This window comes from Comamonas humi (assembly GCF_054782535.1).
Genome location: NZ_BAAGSH010000005.1, coordinates 399,259 through 418,550, shown reverse-complemented (window position 1 = coordinate 418,550; position 19,292 = coordinate 399,259). Strand labels below are relative to the sequence as shown.

The 19,292-nt window shown below is 70.0% G+C and carries 16 protein-coding genes and 1 tRNA gene; 9 read left to right on the top strand and 8 right to left on the bottom strand.

Annotation, left to right across the window (positions count from 1 at the left end; translation table 11 throughout):
- Nucleotides 1-22: 22 nt before the first annotated feature.
- The 4 genes from ACYVKR_RS06235 to ACYVKR_RS06220 form a co-directional block, all read right to left on the bottom strand.
- Nucleotides 23-1,591, bottom strand: a complete 1,569-nt coding sequence (locus ACYVKR_RS06235) for a flavin-containing monooxygenase (RefSeq protein ID WP_460479935.1) — start codon at nt 1,589-1,591, stop codon at nt 23-25.
- A gap of 27 nt (nt 1,592-1,618) precedes the next feature.
- Nucleotides 1,619-2,707 carry a Zn-dependent alcohol dehydrogenase gene (locus tag ACYVKR_RS06230; RefSeq protein WP_460479934.1) on the bottom strand — a complete coding sequence of 363 codons (1,089 nt, stop codon included), beginning with the start codon at nt 2,705-2,707 and terminating at the stop codon, nt 1,619-1,621.
- A gap of 19 nt (nt 2,708-2,726) precedes the next feature.
- Nucleotides 2,727-3,701, bottom strand: coding sequence for a tripartite tricarboxylate transporter substrate binding protein (locus tag ACYVKR_RS06225; RefSeq protein WP_460479933.1), 975 nt, complete (start codon nt 3,699-3,701; stop codon nt 2,727-2,729).
- Between the two features lie 331 nt (nt 3,702-4,032).
- Nucleotides 4,033-5,379 (bottom strand): carbohydrate porin, encoded by a 1,347-nt coding sequence (locus ACYVKR_RS06220; RefSeq protein ID WP_460479932.1) that lies wholly within the window; start codon nt 5,377-5,379, stop codon nt 4,033-4,035.
- A 184-nt stretch (nt 5,380-5,563) separates the two neighbouring features.
- On the opposite strand from ACYVKR_RS06220, the gene selA reads away from it, so the two are divergent.
- From selA to ACYVKR_RS06205, 3 genes are all read left to right on the top strand, one after another.
- Nucleotides 5,564-6,973: an L-seryl-tRNA(Sec) selenium transferase gene (gene selA, locus ACYVKR_RS06215; protein ID WP_460479931.1), complete on the top strand. Its 1,410-nt coding sequence runs from the start codon at nt 5,564-5,566 to the stop codon at nt 6,971-6,973.
- 39 nt (nt 6,974-7,012) lie between these two features.
- Entirely contained in the window at nt 7,013-8,941 is a 1,929-nt protein-coding gene (gene selB, locus ACYVKR_RS06210) for a selenocysteine-specific translation elongation factor (RefSeq protein ID WP_460479930.1), read from the top strand.
- A 32-nt stretch (nt 8,942-8,973) separates the two neighbouring features.
- A tRNA-Sec gene (locus ACYVKR_RS06205) sits at nt 8,974-9,069 on the top strand.
- Nucleotides 9,070-9,076: 7 nt separating this feature from the next.
- On the opposite strand, the gene ACYVKR_RS06200 is transcribed toward ACYVKR_RS06205, so the two are convergent.
- The 3 genes from ACYVKR_RS06200 to ACYVKR_RS06190 are packed head-to-tail and all read right to left on the bottom strand — an operon-like array spanning nt 9,077 to nt 11,395.
- Nucleotides 9,077-9,571 (bottom strand): OmpA family protein, encoded by a 495-nt coding sequence (locus ACYVKR_RS06200; protein WP_460479929.1) that lies wholly within the window; start codon nt 9,569-9,571, stop codon nt 9,077-9,079.
- A gap of 22 nt (nt 9,572-9,593) precedes the next feature.
- Nucleotides 9,594-10,835, bottom strand: a complete 1,242-nt coding sequence (locus ACYVKR_RS06195) for a diguanylate cyclase domain-containing protein (RefSeq protein WP_460479928.1) — start codon at nt 10,833-10,835, stop codon at nt 9,594-9,596.
- The gene (locus tag ACYVKR_RS06190; protein WP_460479927.1) at nt 10,832-11,395 is read right to left on the bottom strand and encodes a YfiR family protein; all 564 of its coding nucleotides are present in this window, start codon (nt 11,393-11,395) and stop codon (nt 10,832-10,834) included. Before ACYVKR_RS06190 ends, ACYVKR_RS06195 begins: the two co-directional genes overlap by 4 nt.
- 161 nt (nt 11,396-11,556) lie before the next feature.
- On the opposite strand from ACYVKR_RS06190, the gene selD reads away from it, so the two are divergent.
- The gene (gene selD, locus ACYVKR_RS06185) at nt 11,557-12,618 is read left to right on the top strand and encodes a selenide, water dikinase (RefSeq protein WP_460479926.1); all 1,062 of its coding nucleotides are present in this window, start codon (nt 11,557-11,559) and stop codon (nt 12,616-12,618) included.
- Between the two features lie 139 nt (nt 12,619-12,757).
- Here selD and ffh read toward each other — a convergent pair whose 3' ends face one another.
- Nucleotides 12,758-14,149: a signal recognition particle protein gene (gene ffh, locus ACYVKR_RS06180; RefSeq protein ID WP_460479925.1), complete on the bottom strand. Its 1,392-nt coding sequence runs from the start codon at nt 14,147-14,149 to the stop codon at nt 12,758-12,760.
- Between the two features lie 98 nt (nt 14,150-14,247).
- On the opposite strand from ffh, the gene ACYVKR_RS06175 reads away from it, so the two are divergent.
- Genes ACYVKR_RS06175 through ampD form a run of 5 tightly spaced genes read left to right on the top strand, consistent with a single transcriptional unit; the run spans nt 14,248 to nt 19,029 of the window.
- Nucleotides 14,248-15,042 carry a cytochrome C assembly family protein gene (locus tag ACYVKR_RS06175; protein ID WP_460479924.1) on the top strand — a complete coding sequence of 265 codons (795 nt, stop codon included), beginning with the start codon at nt 14,248-14,250 and terminating at the stop codon, nt 15,040-15,042.
- Complete coding sequence (locus ACYVKR_RS06170) at nt 15,039-15,275, top strand: PP0621 family protein (protein ID WP_460479923.1); 237 nt, start codon at nt 15,039-15,041, stop codon at nt 15,273-15,275. Before ACYVKR_RS06175 ends, ACYVKR_RS06170 begins: the two co-directional genes overlap by 4 nt.
- Before the next feature lies 1 nt (nt 15,276).
- Nucleotides 15,277-16,947 (top strand): two-component system sensor histidine kinase NtrB, encoded by a 1,671-nt coding sequence (locus ACYVKR_RS06165; RefSeq protein ID WP_460479922.1) that lies wholly within the window; start codon nt 15,277-15,279, stop codon nt 16,945-16,947.
- Between the two features lie 28 nt (nt 16,948-16,975).
- Nucleotides 16,976-18,457, top strand: coding sequence for a sigma-54-dependent transcriptional regulator (locus tag ACYVKR_RS06160; RefSeq protein WP_460479921.1), 1,482 nt, complete (start codon nt 16,976-16,978; stop codon nt 18,455-18,457).
- Nucleotides 18,457-19,029 (top strand): N-acetylmuramoyl-L-alanine amidase, encoded by a 573-nt coding sequence (gene ampD / locus ACYVKR_RS06155; protein ID WP_460479920.1) that lies wholly within the window; start codon nt 18,457-18,459, stop codon nt 19,027-19,029. Before ACYVKR_RS06160 ends, ampD begins: the two co-directional genes overlap by 1 nt.
- Nucleotides 19,030-19,292 lie beyond the last annotated feature (263 nt).

Sequence of the window (19,292 nt, the reverse complement as noted above, 5' to 3'; positions counted from 1 at the left end):
TGCAAAGTTACCGAATGGACTTCTAGGCCAGATCCTGGACGGCGGGCTCGCGCTCGGACACCCGCGGTACACCATGCTGCAGGCTGCCGCCATAGACCAGCGCCCCATCCTCCAGGCTGGCAGCGGGCAGTTCCTCGCTGTCGCGCCAGTAGTCCTGCGTGTGCTGCCAGGGCTGCTGGCTGCCTTGCTGCGGCATGCGGTCCATCACGCGCATCAGATAGCCGGGGTTGAAGCTGGACGGCTCGACCCAGGGCAGGCGTTGCATGCCGGCATCCTCGGGGCGCAGGGCGGGCGTGACCTGCGTTGCCCCCTGCTGGTCCATATGCGCCAGCAGGCGGCCGAAGAAATCGCCCAGCAGGTCCACCCGCAGTGTCCAGCTGGCACGGAAGTAGCCGAAGACCCACAGCAAGTTGGGAACACCGGTGAACATCGCGCCGCGGTACATCACGGTTTCGGCGAAATCGACCGGCCGGCCATCGACGGAGAACGCAATCCCGCCCATCACCGCCAGCTCCAGGCCGGTGGCCGCCACCACGATGTCGGCCTCCAGCAGATCGCCCGACTTCACGCGGATTCCGCCAGCCTCGAAGCGCTCGATCTCGTCCGTGACGACCGACGCGCCACCCGAGCGGATGGCCTTGAACAGGTCGCCATCGGGCACGAAGGCGATCCGCTGGCGCCAGGGCAGGTAGCGTGGCGTGAAATGTTGGTCCACCATCTCCTGCGAGCCCAGGTGCTCGAGCACCCCCGCGAGCAGGCGCTCGCGCAGTTCCTCGGGATCGGAAAATGCCGCGTCCACCACGTCCTGCTGCTCCTTGAGCAGCTTGCGGCGCACGATCTCGTGCACCCATTCCTCGGGAATGGACAGGCCGCGCAGCATGTCGGCCAGTTCGTTGGCATTGCGTCCGGTCTTGAAATAGGTGGGCGAGCGCTGCAGCATCGTCACGTGCGCGCAGCGCCCGGCGATCGCGGGAATGACGGTGGCCGCCGTGGCGCCAGAGCCGATCAGGACCACGCGCTTGCCGCCGATGTCCAGGTCTTGCGGCCATTGCTGCGGATGGATGAGCGTTCCCTGGAAGTCCGCCATGCCGGGCCACTCGGGGATGTAGCCCTTGTCGTGGTGGTAGTAGCCCTGCCCCATCCACAGGAAGCGGGCCTGGATGGCGAAGGGCTCCTGGGTGTCCGTGCGCACGCCTTTCACCGTCCAGCGCGCCTCCGCCGTCGACCACGATGCGCTCAGCACCCGGTGCTGGTAGCGGATATGCCGGTCCAGGCCGCTCTCCTCGACGACATCGCCAAGGTACTTGAGGATCTCCGCCGCGGTGGCGATCGGCGCCCCGACCCAGGGCTTGAAGCGGTAGCCGAAGGTGTAGAGCTCGCTGTCCGAGCGGATGCCGGGGTAGCGGTGCGTCCACCAGGTGCCGCCGAAACTGTCCTGCTCGTCGAGGATGGCGAAGCTGCGGTGGGGCGACTGCTGGCGCAGGTGGTAGGCGCCGCCGATGCCGGAGATGCCGGCGCCGATGAAAAGCACATCGAGGCATTCCGCGGATAGGTCGGCTTGGTCGCCGCGAACGTGGGAGGTGGAAGGCATGGACACTCCTGGCAAGACTGGAGGGGACTACAGGTCGAACACGATGACGGAACGGGTCGTCTCGCCGCGGCGCAGCGCATCGAACCCCTCGTTGATCTGCTCCAGCGGAATCCGGCGCGAGATCAGCTCGTCGATCTTGAGCCGCCCCTGCAGGTAGAGATCAACCAGTGCCGGAATGTCCTCGGGCGGCCGCACCGAGCCCAGCATCGAGCCGCGCAGCTGCTTTTCCTGCAGCAGGTCCATGCCGGCGACGCTGACCTTGGCGCCGGGGCCGAAGATCCCCAGGATGGTGGCCACTCCGGCAGGCTTGAGCATCGCCCAGCACTGCTCGACGGTGGCCGGCAGGCCGATGCACTCGAACGCATAGTCCACCCCGCCGCCGGTCAGTTGCCGCACCTGCTCCACCGCATCGCCGCTGGAGGCATCGATGGTGTCGGTGGCGCCGAACTGCCGCGCCTGCTCCAGCTTGTGCGGCAGCCGGTCGATCGCGATGATCCGCGCCGCACCGGCGATCTGCGCGCCATTGATCGCGGCCAGCCCGATGCCGCCGCAGCCGATGACGGCCACGCTGGAGCCGGCACGCACCTGCGCCGTGCGGAACACCGCGCCGGCACCCGTCGTCAGGGCGCAGCCCAGCAGGGCGGCGCGGTCCAGCGGCATCTCCTTGGGGATGCGCACCAGCGTGCTGCGGTGCACCAGCATCTGCTCGGCAAAGCCGGACAGGTTGTAGACCTGGCTGACCGGTGCGTCTGCTGCGCGCAGGCGCCTGGCCTGTCCCGGCGGCTGCTTGACGCTGGTGTCCTGGCACAGCACCAGCCGGCCCGCGATGCAGTGCGGGCAATGGCCGCAGAAGGCCGCCAGCGTGCCCACCACGTGGTCGCCCGGCTGCAGGTCGCGCACGCCGGAGCCGACCTGCTCGACCACGCCCGACACCTCATGGCCCAGCACCGCCGGCAGCGGCAGGTTCGGCCGGATGCCTTCCTGCATGTGGATGTCGCTGTGGCAAATGCCCACGGCGGCGGTGCGCACCAAGACCTCGTCGGGCCCCGGCGCTGCCAACTCGATGTCACGGATGACGAAGGGCTCGTTGAATTTCTCCAGAACTGCGGCTTTCATGTGGCGACTCCTTTGCAAATCAAGTACGGATCAGGCGGTAGGCATCGGTGATCCAGGCTTTGTCGCCCTGGATCTGGTGGCGGAACTTCTCGGGGTCGTCCTCGACGTCCACCGACTGCCCCGTGCCCTCGAAGCGCTCGCGCACCTCCGGCAGCTGCGCCACGCGCCCCAGCAGCTTGGACAGGCGCTGCACGGTCTCGGGCGGCGTGCCCACGCGGGCCACGTAACCGCCCCAGTAGCGCAAGGGGTCCACCGGAATGCCGGCCTCCTGCAAGGTCGGTACCTCGGGAAAATCCGACCAGCGCTGGGCATCGAACACCGCCAGCACCTTCACCCGCTTCGACGGCGCATACATCTTGGCGAAGAGGCCCGGCGCCATGTAGCAATCGACCGCGCCGCCGATCAGGTCCTTGACCGCATCGGGGCCGGTCTTGTAGGGCACGGGCGTGGCAACGACGCCGGCGGCCTTGGTGATCTGCGCCATCTTCAGGTGCTCCACCCCGGCATCGCCCAGGGTGGCGTAGTTCAGCTTGCCGGGGTTGGCGCGCGCAAAGTCGAGCATCTCGCGCAGGGACTGGAAGGGCGAGTCGCCGCGCACCAGCATCACGATGCGCGAGGTGCCGACCCGGGCCAACGGGATCGTGCTCTTGTCCAGGTCGAACAAGCGCTGCGTCACCTGGGTGGCAACGTAGCCGCTGTAGATATACAGCAGCGTATTGCCGTCGGCCGGCTGGCCCGCCAGCGCCTCCAGCGAAATCACCGATTGCCCGCCAGGCCGGTTGTCGACCACCACCGGCACCTTCAGCTCGGCCTCGATGCCTGGCCCCATGGCTCGCACGATCGCATCCGCCGCGCCGCCCGCGGCCGTCCCGACGATGATGCGCAGCGGCTTCTTGCCACCGCCCAGCTGCGCCATCGACGGCAGCGAAACGCTGGTGGCGCTTGCCGCGGCCGCCTGCAGCAGGGCGCGGCGTGTGATCCACGTGGATTGCATGTTGTCTCCTGTGATGGTTCTGATCTGCACACCAGGCCAGCCGCCATGCCTGGCCAACCTTTGCAGCAAATTAAATCAGTTGATTTAATTTTTGTCCAGAGACAGAAAACCGCCACCGCACATCGTTTATCCGGATAGTGTTTATCCCTAGGCGACTGATTCCGGGGCTGGAGTCAGGGCAGGGTTGGCGCAACGAAGCCAGGAGCGCGCGGCCTGGGCTGTTGGGAGGTTTATCTAAAAAGAGAGCATCCAGCGCTTGTCAGACGATGAATTTCAATAGAAATCCTATTGAACCCATTGCACAGCAAGCGCCAGCCACTCCTTTTTTTGATCAGTACTCAGCATGCAGCCGCAGCGCATACGCGCGCACCGGCCCGCGGTCGGCGTTGTAGGCGGGGTTGCGCACCTGCTGGACATCGAGCCCCAGCCACAGGCCCTTGGCCAGCTGCAGGTTGTAGTAGATCTCGGTCACCCGCTCCGGCCGGTAGTTCAGCCGCCCGTCGCCGATGAAGCCGCCCAGGCCGCCCTGCGCCAGGTAGCCGCGGTGCGATGCCGACAGCTGGTTGCGCACCGCCAGCAGGCCCAGCGTATCGCCCTCGCGGCCCCAGGCCGCGCCCTTGAGGACCACGCCCAGCTGCGTGCTGCGGTCCACCTCCTCGAAGGAGTAGGTCTCGGTGCGGCCATCGCCCCAGCTGTAGCGCACGAAGGCGCCGATGTTCTCCGCCAGCGCCTGGTCCAGGTGCAGGCCGTAGCCCCACTTGGTCTGCGGCCGGCGCACATTCGCCAGCGCCGGCGTGCCGCCGTTGGCACGGGCGAAGTCCAGCGCATCCTGGAAGCTGCCCATTTCCTCGTGGTTGCGCCACAGCAGCACGCGCACCGCGCCGGGCTTGCCGTCCCAGTCGTGGTGGTGCACGGCCTCGACCTGGTCGCCGTAGAAGCGGAAGACGCGGTAGTTCAGCTTCTGCCCGTTGGATTCGCGCGGGCCGACGAAGCGGCCGGCGCGCAGCTCCCAGTCGTCGTGGAAATACTCCAGCGCCGCGCCCCAGGTGTAGCCCTGCGCGTCGGCCACGTAGTCGTAGGCGCCCTGCGCCAGCGACGACCAGGTCATGAACTGGCTGCGCGCGTCGTGGCTGTAGGGGTTGGCATCGAAGACATCGACCACCGACATCTTGCCCGCGCTCAGCACCACGCGCCGCTTGCTGCGCGTACCCGCCATCTGGTTCGGCGCCGACTCCACGGCCTCCTGCTCGCCGGCCAGATTCCAGGTCTTGCGCACGAAAGCGCGCGGGATATAGCCCTTGGGGTTGGCGCCGGCCACCTTCTGCATCTCGCCGTTGGTCGGGCTGCCCAGGCCCGTCAGGTGCGACAGCGGCACGCCCTGGATCACCTCGGGGTTCAGGTAGAACTCCAGCCCCGGCGCCGCCCGCACGCCGAGGAAGGCCGTGCCGGAGAAGGAATAGGATTTCTCGCGCTCGGGGCGCAGGCTGTTGGCGCCGCTGTAGGCCGCGCCGAACGCGGGCTTGCGCTGCCAGATATAGGTGGCCTGCAGGTGCGCCTCCACATTGGCGGGCTCGTCGATGCGCAACCGGTCGGCGTCGCCGGCGTTTTCCTGCGCCCGCGCACCGGCGGCAACAGCGAGCGCGGCCAGGGTCAGCACAGGCAGCAGGTGGCGGTTCATTGTTTTTCTCCAGGCACGGGCCGTCGCCCGGGTTGCCCAAACCTGCACCCGGGCGCGCTGCCGCCGCGAATTATCGGCGCTCTTCATGACAGAAAAATGAATAAATGATGACCCGGCCGCGGCAGCACTGGGCGCTCGCCGCATCTGCCGTACCATCGGGACTTTTGCCCGCCCCCATGACTCGATGACGCCCGCGTTCCAGCCCCCATCCGTCGACCGCCTGCTGCAGGCCCCGGCCGCCGCGCCGCTGCTGGCACAGCATGGCCGCACGGCCGCCACCGCCGCCGTGCGCGAGGCCGTGGCCGAGCTGCGCGGCCACTGGCGCGACGGCAACGCCCTGCCCGACTGGGCCGGCAGCGACGAAGGCATCCTCGCGCACACCGCCGACCAACTGGCACGGCGCAATGCCTCGCGCCTGGTGCCGGTGTTCAACCTCAGCGGCACCGTGCTGCACACCAACCTGGGCCGCGCGCTGCTGCCGCGGGAGGCGGTGGACGCTACCGTGCAGGCCCTGACCGCGCCGGCCAACCTCGAATACGACCTGGCCAGCGGCGGCCGTGGCGACCGCGACGACCTGATCAACGACCTGCTGTGCGAGCTGACCGGCGCCGAGGCCGCCACCGTGGTCAACAACAACGCGGCCGCCGTGCTGCTGGCGCTGGCCACGCTCGCGCCGGGCAAGGAGGTCATCGTCTCGCGCGGCGAGCTGGTCGAGATCGGCGGCGCCTTCCGCATCCCCGACGTGATGGCGCATGCCGGCGCCCGCCTAGTCGAGGTCGGCACCACCAACCGCACCCATGCGCGCGACTACGAGAACGCCATCACCGACGCCACCGCGCTGCTGATGAAGGTGCACTGCAGCAACTACGCCATCACCGGCTTCACCAAGAGCGTGCCCGATGCCGAGGCCGCGCAGATCGCCCACGCGCGCGGCCTGCCGCTGGCCGTGGACCTGGGCAGCGGCACCCTGGTCGACCTGCGCCAGTGGGGCCTGCCGCACGAGGCCACGGTGCAGGATACGCTGGCCGCCGGCGCGGACCTCGTCACCTTCAGCGGCGACAAGCTGCTCGGCGGCCCGCAGGCCGGCCTGATCGTGGGCCGCAAGGATTTGATCGCCCGCATCAAGCGCCACCCGCTCAAGCGCGCGCTGCGCGTGGGCAAGCTCACACTGGCTGCGCTCGAAGCCACGCTGCGCCTGTACCGCCACCCCGAGACGCTGGCCCAGCGGCTGACCACGCTGCGCCTCTTCACCCGCCCGCAGGCCGATATGCGCGCCCAGGCCGCGCAGCTGCAGCCGCTGCTGCAGCAGGCGCTGGGCGAGGCCTACCGGGTGGAGGGCGCCGACATGCTGAGCCAGATCGGCAGCGGCGCGCTGCCCGTCGAGACCCTGCCCAGCCACGGCCTGAAGATCACGCCCGCCGACCGCAAGCGCGAAGGCCAGCTGCTGCAGCAGCTCGAAGCCAGGCTGCGCCAGCTGCCGCGCCCGGTGATCGGCCGCATCCGCGACGGCGCGCTGTGGCTGGACCTGCGCTGCCTGGAGGCCGACCAGCAGCCACTGTTCGAGAATCAAGCCAAATTGCTCGCCAGCGCTTGATACACAAGCGCCAATAGCTCATATTTTCATAGTATTCGCATGATCATCGGAACCGCCGGCCACATCGACCACGGCAAGACCACGCTGGTGCGCGCGCTGACCGGCGTGGACACCGACCGGCTGCAGGAAGAGAAGGCGCGCGGCATCTCCATCGAGCTGGGCTACGCCTATGCGCCCTTGGCCGACGGCGGCGTGCTGGGCTTCATCGACGTGCCCGGCCACGAGAAGTTCGTGCACACCATGGCCGCCGGCGCAGCCGGCATCGACCATGTGCTGCTGGTCGTGGCGGCCGACGACGGCGTGATGCCGCAGACCCGCGAGCACCTGGCCATCGTGCAGCTGCTGGGCGTACGCGAGGGCACCGTCGCCATCACCAAGGCCGACCGCGTGGACGGCGCGCGGCTGCAGGCGGTGGAGCAAGAGGTGCAGGCCCTGCTCGCAGCCACGCCGCTGGCCGGCGCGCCGCTGTTCTGCACCGCTGCCGCCCAGCCGGGCGATGCGGGCACGGCGGCCTTGCAGGCGCACCTGTGGCAGCGCGCGCAGCAGGCCGCCAGCCATAGCGCGCAGGGGCTGTTCCGGCTGGCCGTGGACCGCGTCTTCACGCTGCCCGGCCAGGGCACCATCGTCACCGGCACCGTGTTTGCCGGCGAGCTGCGCGTGGAAGCCAGCGTGCAGCACAGCGCCAGCGGCCAGGCCGTGCGCGTGCGCGGCATCCATGCGCAGAACCGCGCCAGCGACACGGCCCGCGCCGGGCAGCGCTGCGCGCTCAAGCTGGCCGGCATCGCCAAGGACGCCATCGCCCGCGGCGACTGGATGGCCGACCCGCGCGCGCTGCAGGCCAGCCAGCGCCTCGACGTGCAATGGCAGTCGCTGCCCGACGCGCCCGCCGTCGCACCCTGGACCTCGGTGCATGTGCATGCCGCCACCGGCCATTGCACCGCGCATGTGGTGCCGCTGCAGGATGGCGCCATCGCCCCGGCCGGCGCCGCACGCGCCCAGCTGGTGCTGGACGCGCCGCTGTTCCTGCTGCCCGGCGACCGCTTCATCGTGCGCAACGCCCAGGCCAGCCAGACCATCGCCGGCGGCCGGGTGCTCGACCCCGACGCCCCCGCGCGCAAGCGCCGCAGCGCCGAGCGCATGGCCTGGCTCGATGCGGCGCAAACCTTGGTCGACGACGGCGACGCCGGGGCGCTCATCGCCCAGGCGCCGCATGGCATGGAGCGCAGCCGGCTGCAGCGCCTGTGCGGCCGCGAGCTGGCCGACGAGGCCCTGCCCGCCGCCACGCTGCGCCTGCCCCTGCCCGGCGGCGATGCGCTGCTGGTGGCCAAGGCGCGCCGCCAGCAGCTGGCCGCGCAGGTGCTCGGTGTGCTGCAGCGCTTTCATGAGCAGTACCCCGACGAGCCTGGCGTCAACTCCGCGCGGCTGCGCCGCATGGCCTGCCCCGCGCTGGCGCCGGATGCACTGTGGCAGGCGCTGCTGGCCGGACTGGCGGCCGACGGCGCCATCGCCGCCCAGGGCGCCTGGCTGCACCTGCCCGGCCACCGGCTGCAGCTCAGCGACGCCGAGCAGGCCCTGGCCGAGCGGCTGCGGCCGGCGATCGCCGCCGGCCGCTACGATCCGCCGTGGGTGCGCGACCTGGCACGCGACCACCAACTGGGCGAGGAGGTGGTGCGCCAGTTGCTGCCGAAGCTCGCGCGCCAGGGCGCGCTGCACCAGGTGGTCAAGGACCTGTTCTACGACAGCGGCCGCATGGACGAGCTGGCCGCGCTGCTGGCCCGGCTGGCGGCCGAGGCGCGGCAGGCCGGCGGGCCCGGCGAGGTGCCGGCCGCGGCCTTCCGCGACGCCACGGGCCTGGGCCGCAAGCGCGCGATCCAGCTGCTCGAATACTTCGACCGCGTGGGCTACACCCGCCGCGTGCGCGACGCCCACCTGATCCGGCCCGATGCGAGCTGGGCCGGCCAAGGCTGAGCGCGCACTGGCTACAATCGCCGCTTCATGTTGGAAGGCAATCGCACCCGGTGGTGCGGCCGGGCTTCAAACCCGGTGGGGGGCGTCAGCCGCTCCCGGGTAGGTTCAACTCCTGCTGCTTTCCGCCACCGCCCCTCAGGGCAAGGGCACGATGATGGCCACGCGCCGGTTCTCGGCGGCCTGGCCGGGCACCACGGGCTTGGAGCGGCCCAGGCCCCGGATCTCCAGGCGGTCCCGGGCCATGCCGGCCTCGGCCAGCAGCTGCGCCACGGCCTCGGCGCGGCGCTGCGACAGCCGCAGGTTGTAGCCATCGCTGCCGCGGTCGTCGGTATGGCCTTCGATGCGCAGCCGGTCGACCCCCGCCTCCGACAGCGCCCGTCCCAGCTCCAGGATGCGCGTCCGCGCCCCGGCGCCCAGATCGGCCGAATCGAACTCGAACAGCAGCTTGCCCGGCATCTGCAGCTCCCAGCCCTGGTCGGATTGCACGAAGCCCTGGCTGCGCAGCACCTGCTGCTGCGGGGTCAGCCCCGCCTCGGGGGGCGCCACCGGCGCCGACTGGCAGCCCGCCACGACCAAGGCGGCGGCCAGCAGCCCCGTCCGCAACCACGCCATGCCACCGGCGCGTCCCATCAGATATCGATCTCGTTGCACTTCATGCCTCTTTGAACGTGTGCGCGCCAACCTCGCGGCGCCTGGCCTTGTCCTCGTACATGGCCCGGTCGGCATGCGCCAGCAGGGCCTGCATGTCCGCACCATGCTCCGGGTAGACGGCCATGCCCACACTGACGGCGGGATAGAGCCGGTCTCCATTTTCAGTCAGGATCGGCGGCTTCATCGCCGCCACGATCTTCTCGATCACGGGCTGCACATCGCCGGCGCCGCGCACCGGGTGCAGCAGCACCGCAAACTCGTCGCCGCCCACGCGCGCCACCAGGTCGGTCTCGCGCACCTGCTGGCGCAGCCGCTCGCCCAGTGCCCGGAGCAAACAGTCGCCGGCCGCGTGGCCGAGCCGGTCGTTCACTTCCTTGAAGCGGTCCGCATCCACGAACAGCACGGCCACCATCTGGTCCAGCTCCATCGCCTCATCGAGCGCGCGCTGCAGGCCCTGCTCGAAGTGCGCGCGGTTGGCCAGGCCGGTGAGGCTGTCGCTCATGGCCTGCTGGGCCAGCAGCGAATTCTGCTGCTGCAGCCGCAGATGGCGCAGCTGCAGCTCGGCCATCAGCGCGTTGAAGTCGTCGCCCAGCTCGCGCAACTCGGCAATGCGCGCCGGCGGCACGCGCTGCTCCATCGAGCGGTCGTGGCGCACGGCGCGGGCCACCCGCGCCAGTTCGCCCAGCGGCTCGGCAATGTCCGCCAGCATACGGCGTGACAGGCGCAGCCCCACATAGCCGCTGATGCCCTGGCACAGCAGCAGCGCCACCAGGCCCGTGCCCAGGAAACGCGCCAGCCCGGCGCCGTCGCTGCGCAGTTGCACCTCGCCGATCAGCCGGCCTGCCTGGCGGATCTCGGCGCTGCCCGGCGGCAGGCGCAGGCCCGCGGCCAGCCACTCGCCCACGCGGGCCGAGGCCTCGGGCTCGGGCGGCAGCCACTCGGCGAAGACCTGGCCATCGGCCTCGACAACCCGGGCCTGCGCGATGCCTTCGTGGCGCAGCATGTCGTCCAGCACGCGGCCGGCCTCCGCCCGGTCGGCGAACACCACCGAGGCCTCCACCGTGTAGGCCACCGAGCGCGCCATCAACTGCAGGTTGTTGGCCAGGTACAGCCGCAGCACCACCAGCCCCACGAGCAGCAGCAGCACTCCGGCCAGCGTGATCGACACCCAGGCCATGCGCAGGTGGGCCCGCCGGATGACGGCGTGCAGCGAGGCATTGCTCAGGATCGCGGGCCTCATCATGGCGCCGCACCCTGGCGCGCCAGCTGCAGCACCCGTGGATTGACCCGCACCCCGCTGCGCGCGACCGAATCGAGGTTGACCTCGAAGCCCACGGCCTCCTTGGCCGGCTTGAGGCAGAACATGGCGCCGATGCGGCACAGCGCCCCGCGTTCGCTGATGGTGAGCATGGCGCGGCCCTGCAAGTTGCGCATGAGTTCGCGCCAGGCGGGCTCGGCCAGGTGGCCGGCGTAGATGCCGTCGCAGTTGGCTAGCGCGTCGGCCTGCCCAGGGTCGGCGCGCAGCACCTCCAGCGGCCGGTTCCCCACCGTCTGCGCCTTGGCGTTCAGCAGCGTGCGCGCATAGTCGGTCTCGCCCACCACGCACAGGCGCAGCACCGGGCCTTCCACCGGCCAGCGGGTATAGCCCAGGATGCCCAGCACCGTGCGCGACACGCCCTCTTCCACCGCGCTGTCGGCGCGCGCCAGCGGCAGCGCCGCCGCCAGCCCCCACAGGGCCAGCAGCAGCCAGCGCCAGGCCCGCCCCGGCCGGGCGAGCGCTCTCGTTTGCTCGTGATATGCCAACTGCAGGCTCCTTGAACCGGCGCAGCCACTGCCTGCGCCCCACCATGGTGCATTCTGAATCATTTTTCCCCACGCACCGCGGGCGCACGATAGCGTCCGATAATAGGCGGCCGCGCCCCGCGGCCGTTCCTCCCTTTCCGTCCCCTTGCGGGCCAGATGGCATGACCCCAGACACCAACACTTCCTTCCCCCGCCTCACCTCGCTGTCGCATGGCGGCGGCTGCGGCTGCAAGATCGCGCCCGGCGTGCTGGCCGAGCTGATGAGCAAGAGCGCGCTGCCCAAGCAGTTCTTCCCCCAGCTGCTGGTGGGCACCGAGACGGCCGACGACGCCGCCGTCTACCAGATCAACGACGAGCAGGCCATCGTCGCGACGACGGACTTCTTCATGCCCATCGTCGACGATCCGTTCGACTTCGGCCGCATCGCCGCGACCAATGCGCTGTCCGACATCTACGCCATGGGCGGCACGCCGCTGATGGCGCTAGCCATCGTGGGCATGCCGATCAACACGCTGCCGCACGACGTCATCGCCAAGATTTTGCAGGGCGGCGAATCGGTGTGCCGCGACGCCGGCATTCCGCTGGCGGGCGGCCACTCCATCGATTCGGTCGAGCCGATCTACGGCCTGGTCGGCATCGGCCTGGTGCACCCCAAGCTGATGAAGCGCAACGCCAGCGCGCAGGCGGGCGACGTGCTGATCCTCGGCAAGCCGCTGGGCGTGGGCGTGCTGTCGGCCGCGCTCAAGAAGGAACAGCTCGACGCCGCCGGCTACGCCGCGATGATCGAGAACACCACCAAGCTCAACCGCCCCGGCCCCGACCTGGCGCGCATCGAGGGCGTGCACGCGCTGACCGACGTGACCGGCTTCGGCCTGCTGGGCCACACGCTGGAGCTGGCGCGCGGCGCGGGCCTCTCGGCGCATATCGACAGCCGCCACCTGCCGCTGTTGCCGGGCGTGCGCGCACTGGCCGAACAGGGCCTGGTGACCGGCGCCTCGGGCCGCAACTGGGCCGCGTATGGCGGCGATGTCGACCTGCCCGCCGAGCTGCCCGAGGCCACGCGCCACCTGCTGACCGACCCGCAGACCTCGGGCGGCCTGCTGGTGGCCTGCGAGCCCGAAGCGGCGCCGGCGGTGCTGGCCAGCTTCCGCCAGCATGGCTTCGCCGACGCGGCCGTGGTCGGCGAGATGCGCGCCGGCGCGGCGCGCGTGGTCGTGGCCTGAGGCTTCGCCGCCCCCAGAAAAAACGCCTGCATCTGCAGGCGTTTTTTCATAAAGCATAGCGGCTTTCGCTTATTCCACCTAGGTTTTCAATAGAAATCCATCTAAAAACCTTACTGATCAAGCGCTAGATGCTCACATTTCAGAACGGCAGCTTGGGCATGCCACCGCCGCCCATCATGCCTTTCATGGCCTTCATGCCGCCCATCTTCTTCATCATCTTCATCAGGCCGCCGCCCTTCATCTTCTTCATCATCTGCTGCATCTGGTCGAACTCGTTGAGCAGGCGGTTCACCTCCTGCACCTGAACGCCGGCGCCGGCGGCGATGCGCTTCTTGCGCGTGGCCTTGATGATCTCGGGCTTGGCGCGCTCCTTGGCGGTCATCGAGCAGATGATGCCCTCCTTGCGGCGCACCTCGCGCTCGGCCTTGTCCATGTCCACCGAGCCGGCCTTCTTGGTCAGCTCGGTCGGCAGCTTGTCCATCAGCGTCGACAGGCCGCCCATCTGCTTCATCTGCTGCAGCTGCGCGAGGAAGTCGTTCAGATCGAAGCCGTCGCCGCTCTTGATCTTCTCGGCCATCTTCTGCGCGGCCTGCAGGTCCACGCCCTGGGTCACCTGCTCGACCAGCGCGACGATGTCGCCCATGCCCAGCACGCGCTGCGCATGGCGGTCGGCGTCGAACACCTCCAGGCCGTCGATCTTCTCGGATACGCCGGCGAACTTGATCGGCGCACCCGTCACCTGCCGCACCGACAGCGCCGCGCCGCCGCGCGAGTCGCCGTCGAGCTTGGTCAGCACGATGCCGGTCAGCGGCAGCGCCTCTTTAAAAGCCTTGGCGGTGTTCACCGCGTCCTGGCCCTGCATGGCGTCGACGACGAACAGCGTCTCCACGGGGTTCAGCACCGCGTGCAGGTCCTGGATTTCCTGCATCAGCACTTCGTCGATGGCCAGGCGGCCGGCGGTGTCAACCAGCAGCACGTCGAAATAGTGCTTGCGCGCATAGTCGATCGCGGCCAGCGCGATGTCGCGCGGCTTCTGGTCAGGACTGCTGGGGAACCACTCGGCGCCGGCCTGCTTGGTCACCGTCTTGAGCTGCTCGATGGCCGCGGGGCGGTACACGTCGCCCGAGACGGTGAGCACCTTCTTCTTGCGCTTCTCAATCAGGTGCTTGGCCAGCTTGGCCGTGGTCGTGGTCTTGCCCGCGCCCTGCAGGCCGGCCATCAGGATCACGGCCGGCGGCTGCGCATTGAGGTTGATGTCGGCAATGCCCTCGCCCATGGTCGCGGCGAGTTCCTTGTTGACGATGGACACCAGGGTCTGGCCCGGCTTGAGCGAGCCCAGCACCTCCTGGCCCAGCGCCTTGTCCTTGACGCGGGCGATGAAGTCGCGCACCACCGGCAGCGCCACGTCGGCCTCGAGCAGGGCCATGCGCACTTCGCGCAGCATGTCCTGCACGTTGGATTCGGTGATCCGCGCCTGGCCGCGCATTTCCTTGACGAGTCGCGAAAGTTTGTCGGTCAGCGCGGATGCCATGCGGGTTTCCTGAAAAGAGTGGGGGCGGGTCAAAAAGGCCTGGGGCGTGCCGCCCTGCGCCGCATTGCCGCGGGTGTGAAAGGCTACACTGTGAACCCATGATTTTACCCAGTGCCTCACCTGTCGGCTGGCTGCTCGCCATTGGCGCAGCAGTGGCATACGCCATTCCGGCCCTGCTGGGATCGCGCACCAGCGAAGCCCGGGCCATGGGCGTGCTGCGGCTGGCCTGGGTGCTGCATGCCTGCACGCTGGCGGCCGCCTGGTTGCTGGGCACGCCGCGCTTCGGCTTTGGCCCGGCGCTGTCGATGACGGCCTGGCTGGTGATGACCGTGTATGCCATCGAGCGCCAGATGTTCCCGCAGTTGCGCATGCGCTGGGCGCTGGGCCTGCTGGGCGCGGCGGCGGTGCTGCTGGCCGCGCTGTTCCCGGGCCAGCCGCTGCACATGCAGGCCTCGCCCTGGCTGCCGCTGCACCTGGCGCTGGGCGTGGCCTCGTACGGCCTGTTCGCGGCCGCCGTGGTCCACGCGGTGCTGATGGGCCATGCCGAAAAGCAGATGCGCAACCCCGCCGCCCAGCCCGGCAGCCTGCCGTTGCTCACGCTCGAGCGCCTGACCTTCCGCTTCGTGCTCGCCGGCTTCGTGCTGCTGTCCGCCACGCTCCTGGCCGGCTGGCTGTTTGGCGACGTGCTGTACGGCGGCGCCTGGAAGTGGGACCACAAGACCGTGTTCTCGCTGCTGTCCTGGGTCACCTTCGCCGTGCTGCTGATCGGGCGGCGCCGGTTCGGCTGGCGCGGCCGCAGCGCCGTCAACGTGCTGTATGCCGGCGCGGCCCTGCTGCTGCTGGCCTATGCGGGCTCGCGCTTCGTGCTGGAAGTCATTCTGAGTCGACCATGAAATACCTGCTCGTGCTGGCCGTCCTGCTGGTGGCCTGGCATTTCTGGCGCAGCGGCCGGGCCTCCGGCGATACGGCTGCGCCGCCCCCTCCGCCCCGCAAGCTGGCGCCGCCGGAGCCCATGGTGCACTGCGCCGTCTGCCAGGTGCACGTGCCGCAATCCGACGCGGTAGCCAGCCGCGGCAAGTTCTATTGCTCGCGCCAGCACGCGGCGGCCGACACCTCCGCGCCGTGACGTGAGCGCAGCAGCGGCCCCGTATTCCGACGCCCCGCGCCTGCGCCTGTGGCGCGGCTTCCTGGCCGGCCGCCTGCTGGTGGCGCTGCTGCTGGCGATCGCCGAGGCCTCCACCACGCCTTCACATGCGCGCATGTGGCCCATCGGCGTGCTGGCCATCTACGACGCGCTGGCCCTGATCTACGCGGCCGTGGTGCGCAGCCCGCCCGCGCCGGACAAGGTCCATGCCTGGCTGCCCACGCTGGGCCTGGACCTGCTGCTCATCACCGTGCTGGAATTCGGCCGCACCGGCGGCTTCAGCGTGACGCCGCTGCTCGGCCTGCCGGTGCTGATCGCCGGCGCGCTGGGCGGCTGGCTGGTGGTGCTGGCCACCTGCGCCTACGCCACGCTGTTCCTGCTGGTCCACGCCTTCCTGTCGGCGGTGAACGGCAGCGGCGGCGACCTGGCCCGCAGCCTGTTCCAGGCGGGCATCTCGGGCGCTGCCTATTTCGGCGTGGGCATCCTGGTGCATGTGCTGGCCATCCGCCTGGAGCGCGAACGCCTGCAGACCCTGCGCAGCACGGCGGCCGCGCACCAGCAGGAGCAGATCAACGGGCTGGTGCTGCAGAACCTGTCCGACGGCGTGATGGTGGCCGATGCGCGCTGCCGCATCATTGCCGCGAACCCGGCGGCCAGCAAGCTGCTCGGCCGGCCGCTGCTGCCGCTGGCGCTGGACCAGCTGCCCATCTGGCGCCCCGTGCTGGAGCAGATCGCCACGACCTTCGCGCAGAAGCAGCCGCTGAGCTACCAGGTCAACCTGCTCGCGCCCGGCGAGAGCCCGCTGGGCCTGCAGGTGCACAGCTGGCTGACCGAGCCCATCCCCGACCCCGAAGCCGGCCTGGCCCAGGGCGACAACCAGCCGCTGTGCGTGCTGTTCGTGCACGACGTGCGCGAGATGGAGGCGCGGCTGCGCACCGAGAAGATGGCCGCGATGGGGCGCATGTCCGCCGCGGTGGCGCACGAGATCCGCAACCCGCTGTCGGCCATCATGCAGGCCAATGCGCTGCTGGAGGAAGACCTGCGCGATCTGGGCAACCCCGCGCTCGCCCGGCTGACCACCATCGTGCGCCAGAACGCCGAGCGGCTGTCGCGCATCGCCGAGGAGGTGCTGGACATCGCCCGCGTGCAGAGCCAGATCCAGCGCGACGGCGACACCGTGCTCGAGCTGGACGCCCAGGTGCGCGCCATCGGCGAGGAATGGCTGGCGCAGCCGCCCGGCGAGCGCCAGCTCACGCTGCACCTGGCCGCCGACACCAGCCTGGTGGCGTTCGATGCCGGCCACCTGCGGCAGCTGCTGGTGAACCTGCTGGACAACGCCCAGCGCTACCACAGCCGCAAAGCCGGCGCGCTGCGCGTCGTGACCCGCAGCAACACCGCCGGCGCCGTGCAGATGACGGTGTGGAGCGATGGCCCGACCATCGACGCCTCGGTGCAGAACCATCTGTTCGAGCCCTTCTTCTCGTCCGAGAGCCGCTCCAGCGGCCTGGGCCTGTACATCTGCCGCGAGCTGTGCGCGCGGCACGGCGCCATAATCCGCTACGAACGCCAGTCGCTGACCAGCGATCCCGCCGTCGCGGGCAACGCGTTCGTGGTGCAGTTCCGGCTGCCGGCCCAGTCCAACTACACCGAGTGATTCCCCTGCCCCGTTGACCCCGTTGCGCATGACCTCCGACAGCACCCATATTCTTGTCGTCGACGACGAACCCGATCTGCGCACGCTGTACGAGCTGACCCTGCTGCGCGAGGGCTACCGGGTCAGCACCGCAGCCTCCGTCACCGAGGCGCGCGAGCAGCTGGCGCAGCAATCCTTCCATGTGCTGATCACCGACATGCGCCTGCCCGACGGTATGGGCATGGAGCTGCTGCTGCTGCTGCGCCAGCAGCAGCGCAACGAGCGCTGCATCGTCATCACCGCCTATGGCTCGGCCGACAACGCCGTGGCCGCGCTGCGCGAAGGCGCGTTCGACTACCTCACCAAGCCGGTGGACCTGAAGCAGTTCCGCCAGGTCGTGGCCTCCGCCAGCCAGGGCGTGGCCACCGAGTCCGGCAGAAAGGCGCCCGAGCCGAAGGCGCCGCAGGCCCCGGGCGGCGTGGCGCTGCAGCGCCTGGTCGGCACCTCGGCCGCGATGCAGCAGGTGCGCGAGCGCGTCGCCAAGGTGGCCAGCAGCATGGCGCCGGTGCTGATCCACGGCGAATCCGGCACCGGCAAGGAGCTGGCCGCCCAGGCGCTGCACGCGCTGAGCCAGCGCGCCGGCGGGCCGCTGATCGCCGTCAACTGCGGCGCCATCCCCGAGAACCTGCTCGAGGCCGAGTTCTTCGGCGCCCGCAAGGGCTCGTACACCGGCGCGGCGCACGACCGCGACGGCTTCTTCCAGGCCGCGCGCGGCGGCACGCTGTTCCTCGACGAGATCGGCGAGCTGCCGCTGTCCATGCAGGCCAAGCTGCTGCGCGCCGTGCAGGAACGCAAGGTGCGCCGCCTGGGCGACAGCCAGGAGGAGTCGGTGGACGTCCGCATCGTCAGCGCCACGCACCGCGACCTGGCCAGCGACGTGCAGGCGGGGCGCTTCCGCCAGGATCTCTATTACCGCATCAATGTCATCGAGGTCGTGATCCCGCCGCTGCGCGAGCGCCGCGAAGACCTGCCGCAACTGTGCGAGGTGCTGCTCGAGCGCCTGGGCGCCGACAGCCCGCAGCCGCTGCCCCGGCTGACGCCGGCCGCGCTGCAGCAGATCGCCCGCCACCCGCTGCCGGGCAATGTGCGCGAGCTGGAGAACCTGCTGCAGCGCGCCGCGGCGCTGAGCGATGGCGCCGAGCTGCGGATCGAGCCGCCGATGCCGGAAGCCGCTCCCCAGCCGCCCGCCGACGGCGGCACGCGCCCCGTTCCGCTGGAGCCGGCGCTGGCCGCGGCAGCCGCCGTGCCCGCCGCTCCCGAGGCCGCCACCCCGGCCTACCCGCGCGAAAAACCGCTGCCCAGCGACTTGCAGGGCTGGATGGACCAGCAGGAGCGCGACATCCTGATCCGCGCGCTGCGCGAAAGCGGCTTCAACCGCACGGCCGCGGCCAGCCGCCTGGGCATCAGCTTGCGCCAGATCCGCTACCGCATGGACCGCCTGCAGATCAACGACAGCGAAGGGGCCGGCTGATGCCAGGCCCGCAGTGGAACGATGGCTGGCTGCAGCGTGCGCGGCCCTGCCCGTCGCCGAACTTCGGCGAGCGCCCGGCCGGCATGCCGGTGGATCTGCTGGTGGTGCACTCCATCAGCCTGCCGCCCGGCCAGTACGGCACCGGCGCGGTGCAGCAGCTGTTCACCAACCGGCTCGACTGGGACGCACATCCTTATTACCAAGGCATCCGCGGCATCGAGGTGTCGGCGCATTTCTTCATCGAGCGCGACGGCGCGCTGTGGCAATTCGTCAGCTGCGACCAGAGGGCCTGGCATGCCGGCGCCTCGGAGTGGCAGGGGCGCGGGCGCTGCAACGACTATTCCATCGGCGTCGAACTCGAGGGCCTGGAAGGCCAGCGCTTCGAGCCGGCGCAGTACCGGCAGCTCGCGCAGCTGGGCCGGGAGCTGCGCGCGGCCTACCCCATCGCCCAGGTCGCGGGCCATGAGCACATCGCGCCAGGCCGCAAGCAGGACCCCGGCCCCGGCTTCGACTGGCAGCGGCTGCGGCACGAGCTGGGCTGGCCGCCGCAGATGTTTCCGCCGCCCGCCTGAGCCGGCAACGCCACGCACACAAAACCCCTAGGGTTTACCCGTTGTGCAGCTTTTGCCACAATCACGCCCTTTTTGCGCCCCCCATCGCCCCGCCGCCATCCGCATGGTGCCGAGGGCCGGCAGCCAAAGCTCCGCACCGGATCGCATGGATGCTGATTCCGGCACCGCAAATGCAGATGCCGCAAGGCGCTGCGGCGGCTCCCGGCGGGTCGCGTGCCCACCTAACACAATTGCTGACACCAACAAGGCAGCCATTGCGCTGT

Excerpts from the sequence above, each read along its gene's own strand:
- ACYVKR_RS06160 (WP_460479921.1), top strand. The coding sequence starts at position 16,976 with ATGACCTCCGACAGCACCCATATTCTTGTCGTCGACGACGAACCCGAT.
- selA (WP_460479931.1), top strand. The coding sequence starts at position 5,564 with ATGACGCCCGCGTTCCAGCCCCCATCCGTCGACCGCCTGCTGCAGGCC.
- ACYVKR_RS06235 (WP_460479935.1), bottom strand. The coding sequence starts at position 1,591 with ATGCCTTCCACCTCCCACGTTCGCGGCGACCAAGCCGACCTATCCGCG.
- ACYVKR_RS06170 (WP_460479923.1), top strand. The coding sequence starts at position 15,039 with ATGAAATACCTGCTCGTGCTGGCCGTCCTGCTGGTGGCCTGGCATTTC.
- ACYVKR_RS06220 (WP_460479932.1), bottom strand. The coding sequence starts at position 5,379 with ATGAACCGCCACCTGCTGCCTGTGCTGACCCTGGCCGCGCTCGCTGTT.
- ampD (WP_460479920.1), top strand. The coding sequence starts at position 18,457 with ATGCCAGGCCCGCAGTGGAACGATGGCTGGCTGCAGCGTGCGCGGCCC.
- ffh (WP_460479925.1), bottom strand. The coding sequence starts at position 14,149 with ATGGCATCCGCGCTGACCGACAAACTTTCGCGACTCGTCAAGGAAATG.
- selB (WP_460479930.1), top strand. The coding sequence starts at position 7,013 with ATGATCATCGGAACCGCCGGCCACATCGACCACGGCAAGACCACGCTG.
- ACYVKR_RS06230 (WP_460479934.1), bottom strand. The coding sequence starts at position 2,707 with ATGAAAGCCGCAGTTCTGGAGAAATTCAACGAGCCCTTCGTCATCCGT.
- selD (WP_460479926.1), top strand. The coding sequence starts at position 11,557 with ATGACCCCAGACACCAACACTTCCTTCCCCCGCCTCACCTCGCTGTCG.
- ACYVKR_RS06225 (WP_460479933.1), bottom strand. The coding sequence starts at position 3,701 with ATGCAATCCACGTGGATCACACGCCGCGCCCTGCTGCAGGCGGCCGCG.
- ACYVKR_RS06195 (WP_460479928.1), bottom strand. The coding sequence starts at position 10,835 with ATGATGAGGCCCGCGATCCTGAGCAATGCCTCGCTGCACGCCGTCATC.
- ACYVKR_RS06175 (WP_460479924.1), top strand. The coding sequence starts at position 14,248 with ATGATTTTACCCAGTGCCTCACCTGTCGGCTGGCTGCTCGCCATTGGC.
- ACYVKR_RS06200 (WP_460479929.1), bottom strand. The coding sequence starts at position 9,571 with ATGGGACGCGCCGGTGGCATGGCGTGGTTGCGGACGGGGCTGCTGGCC.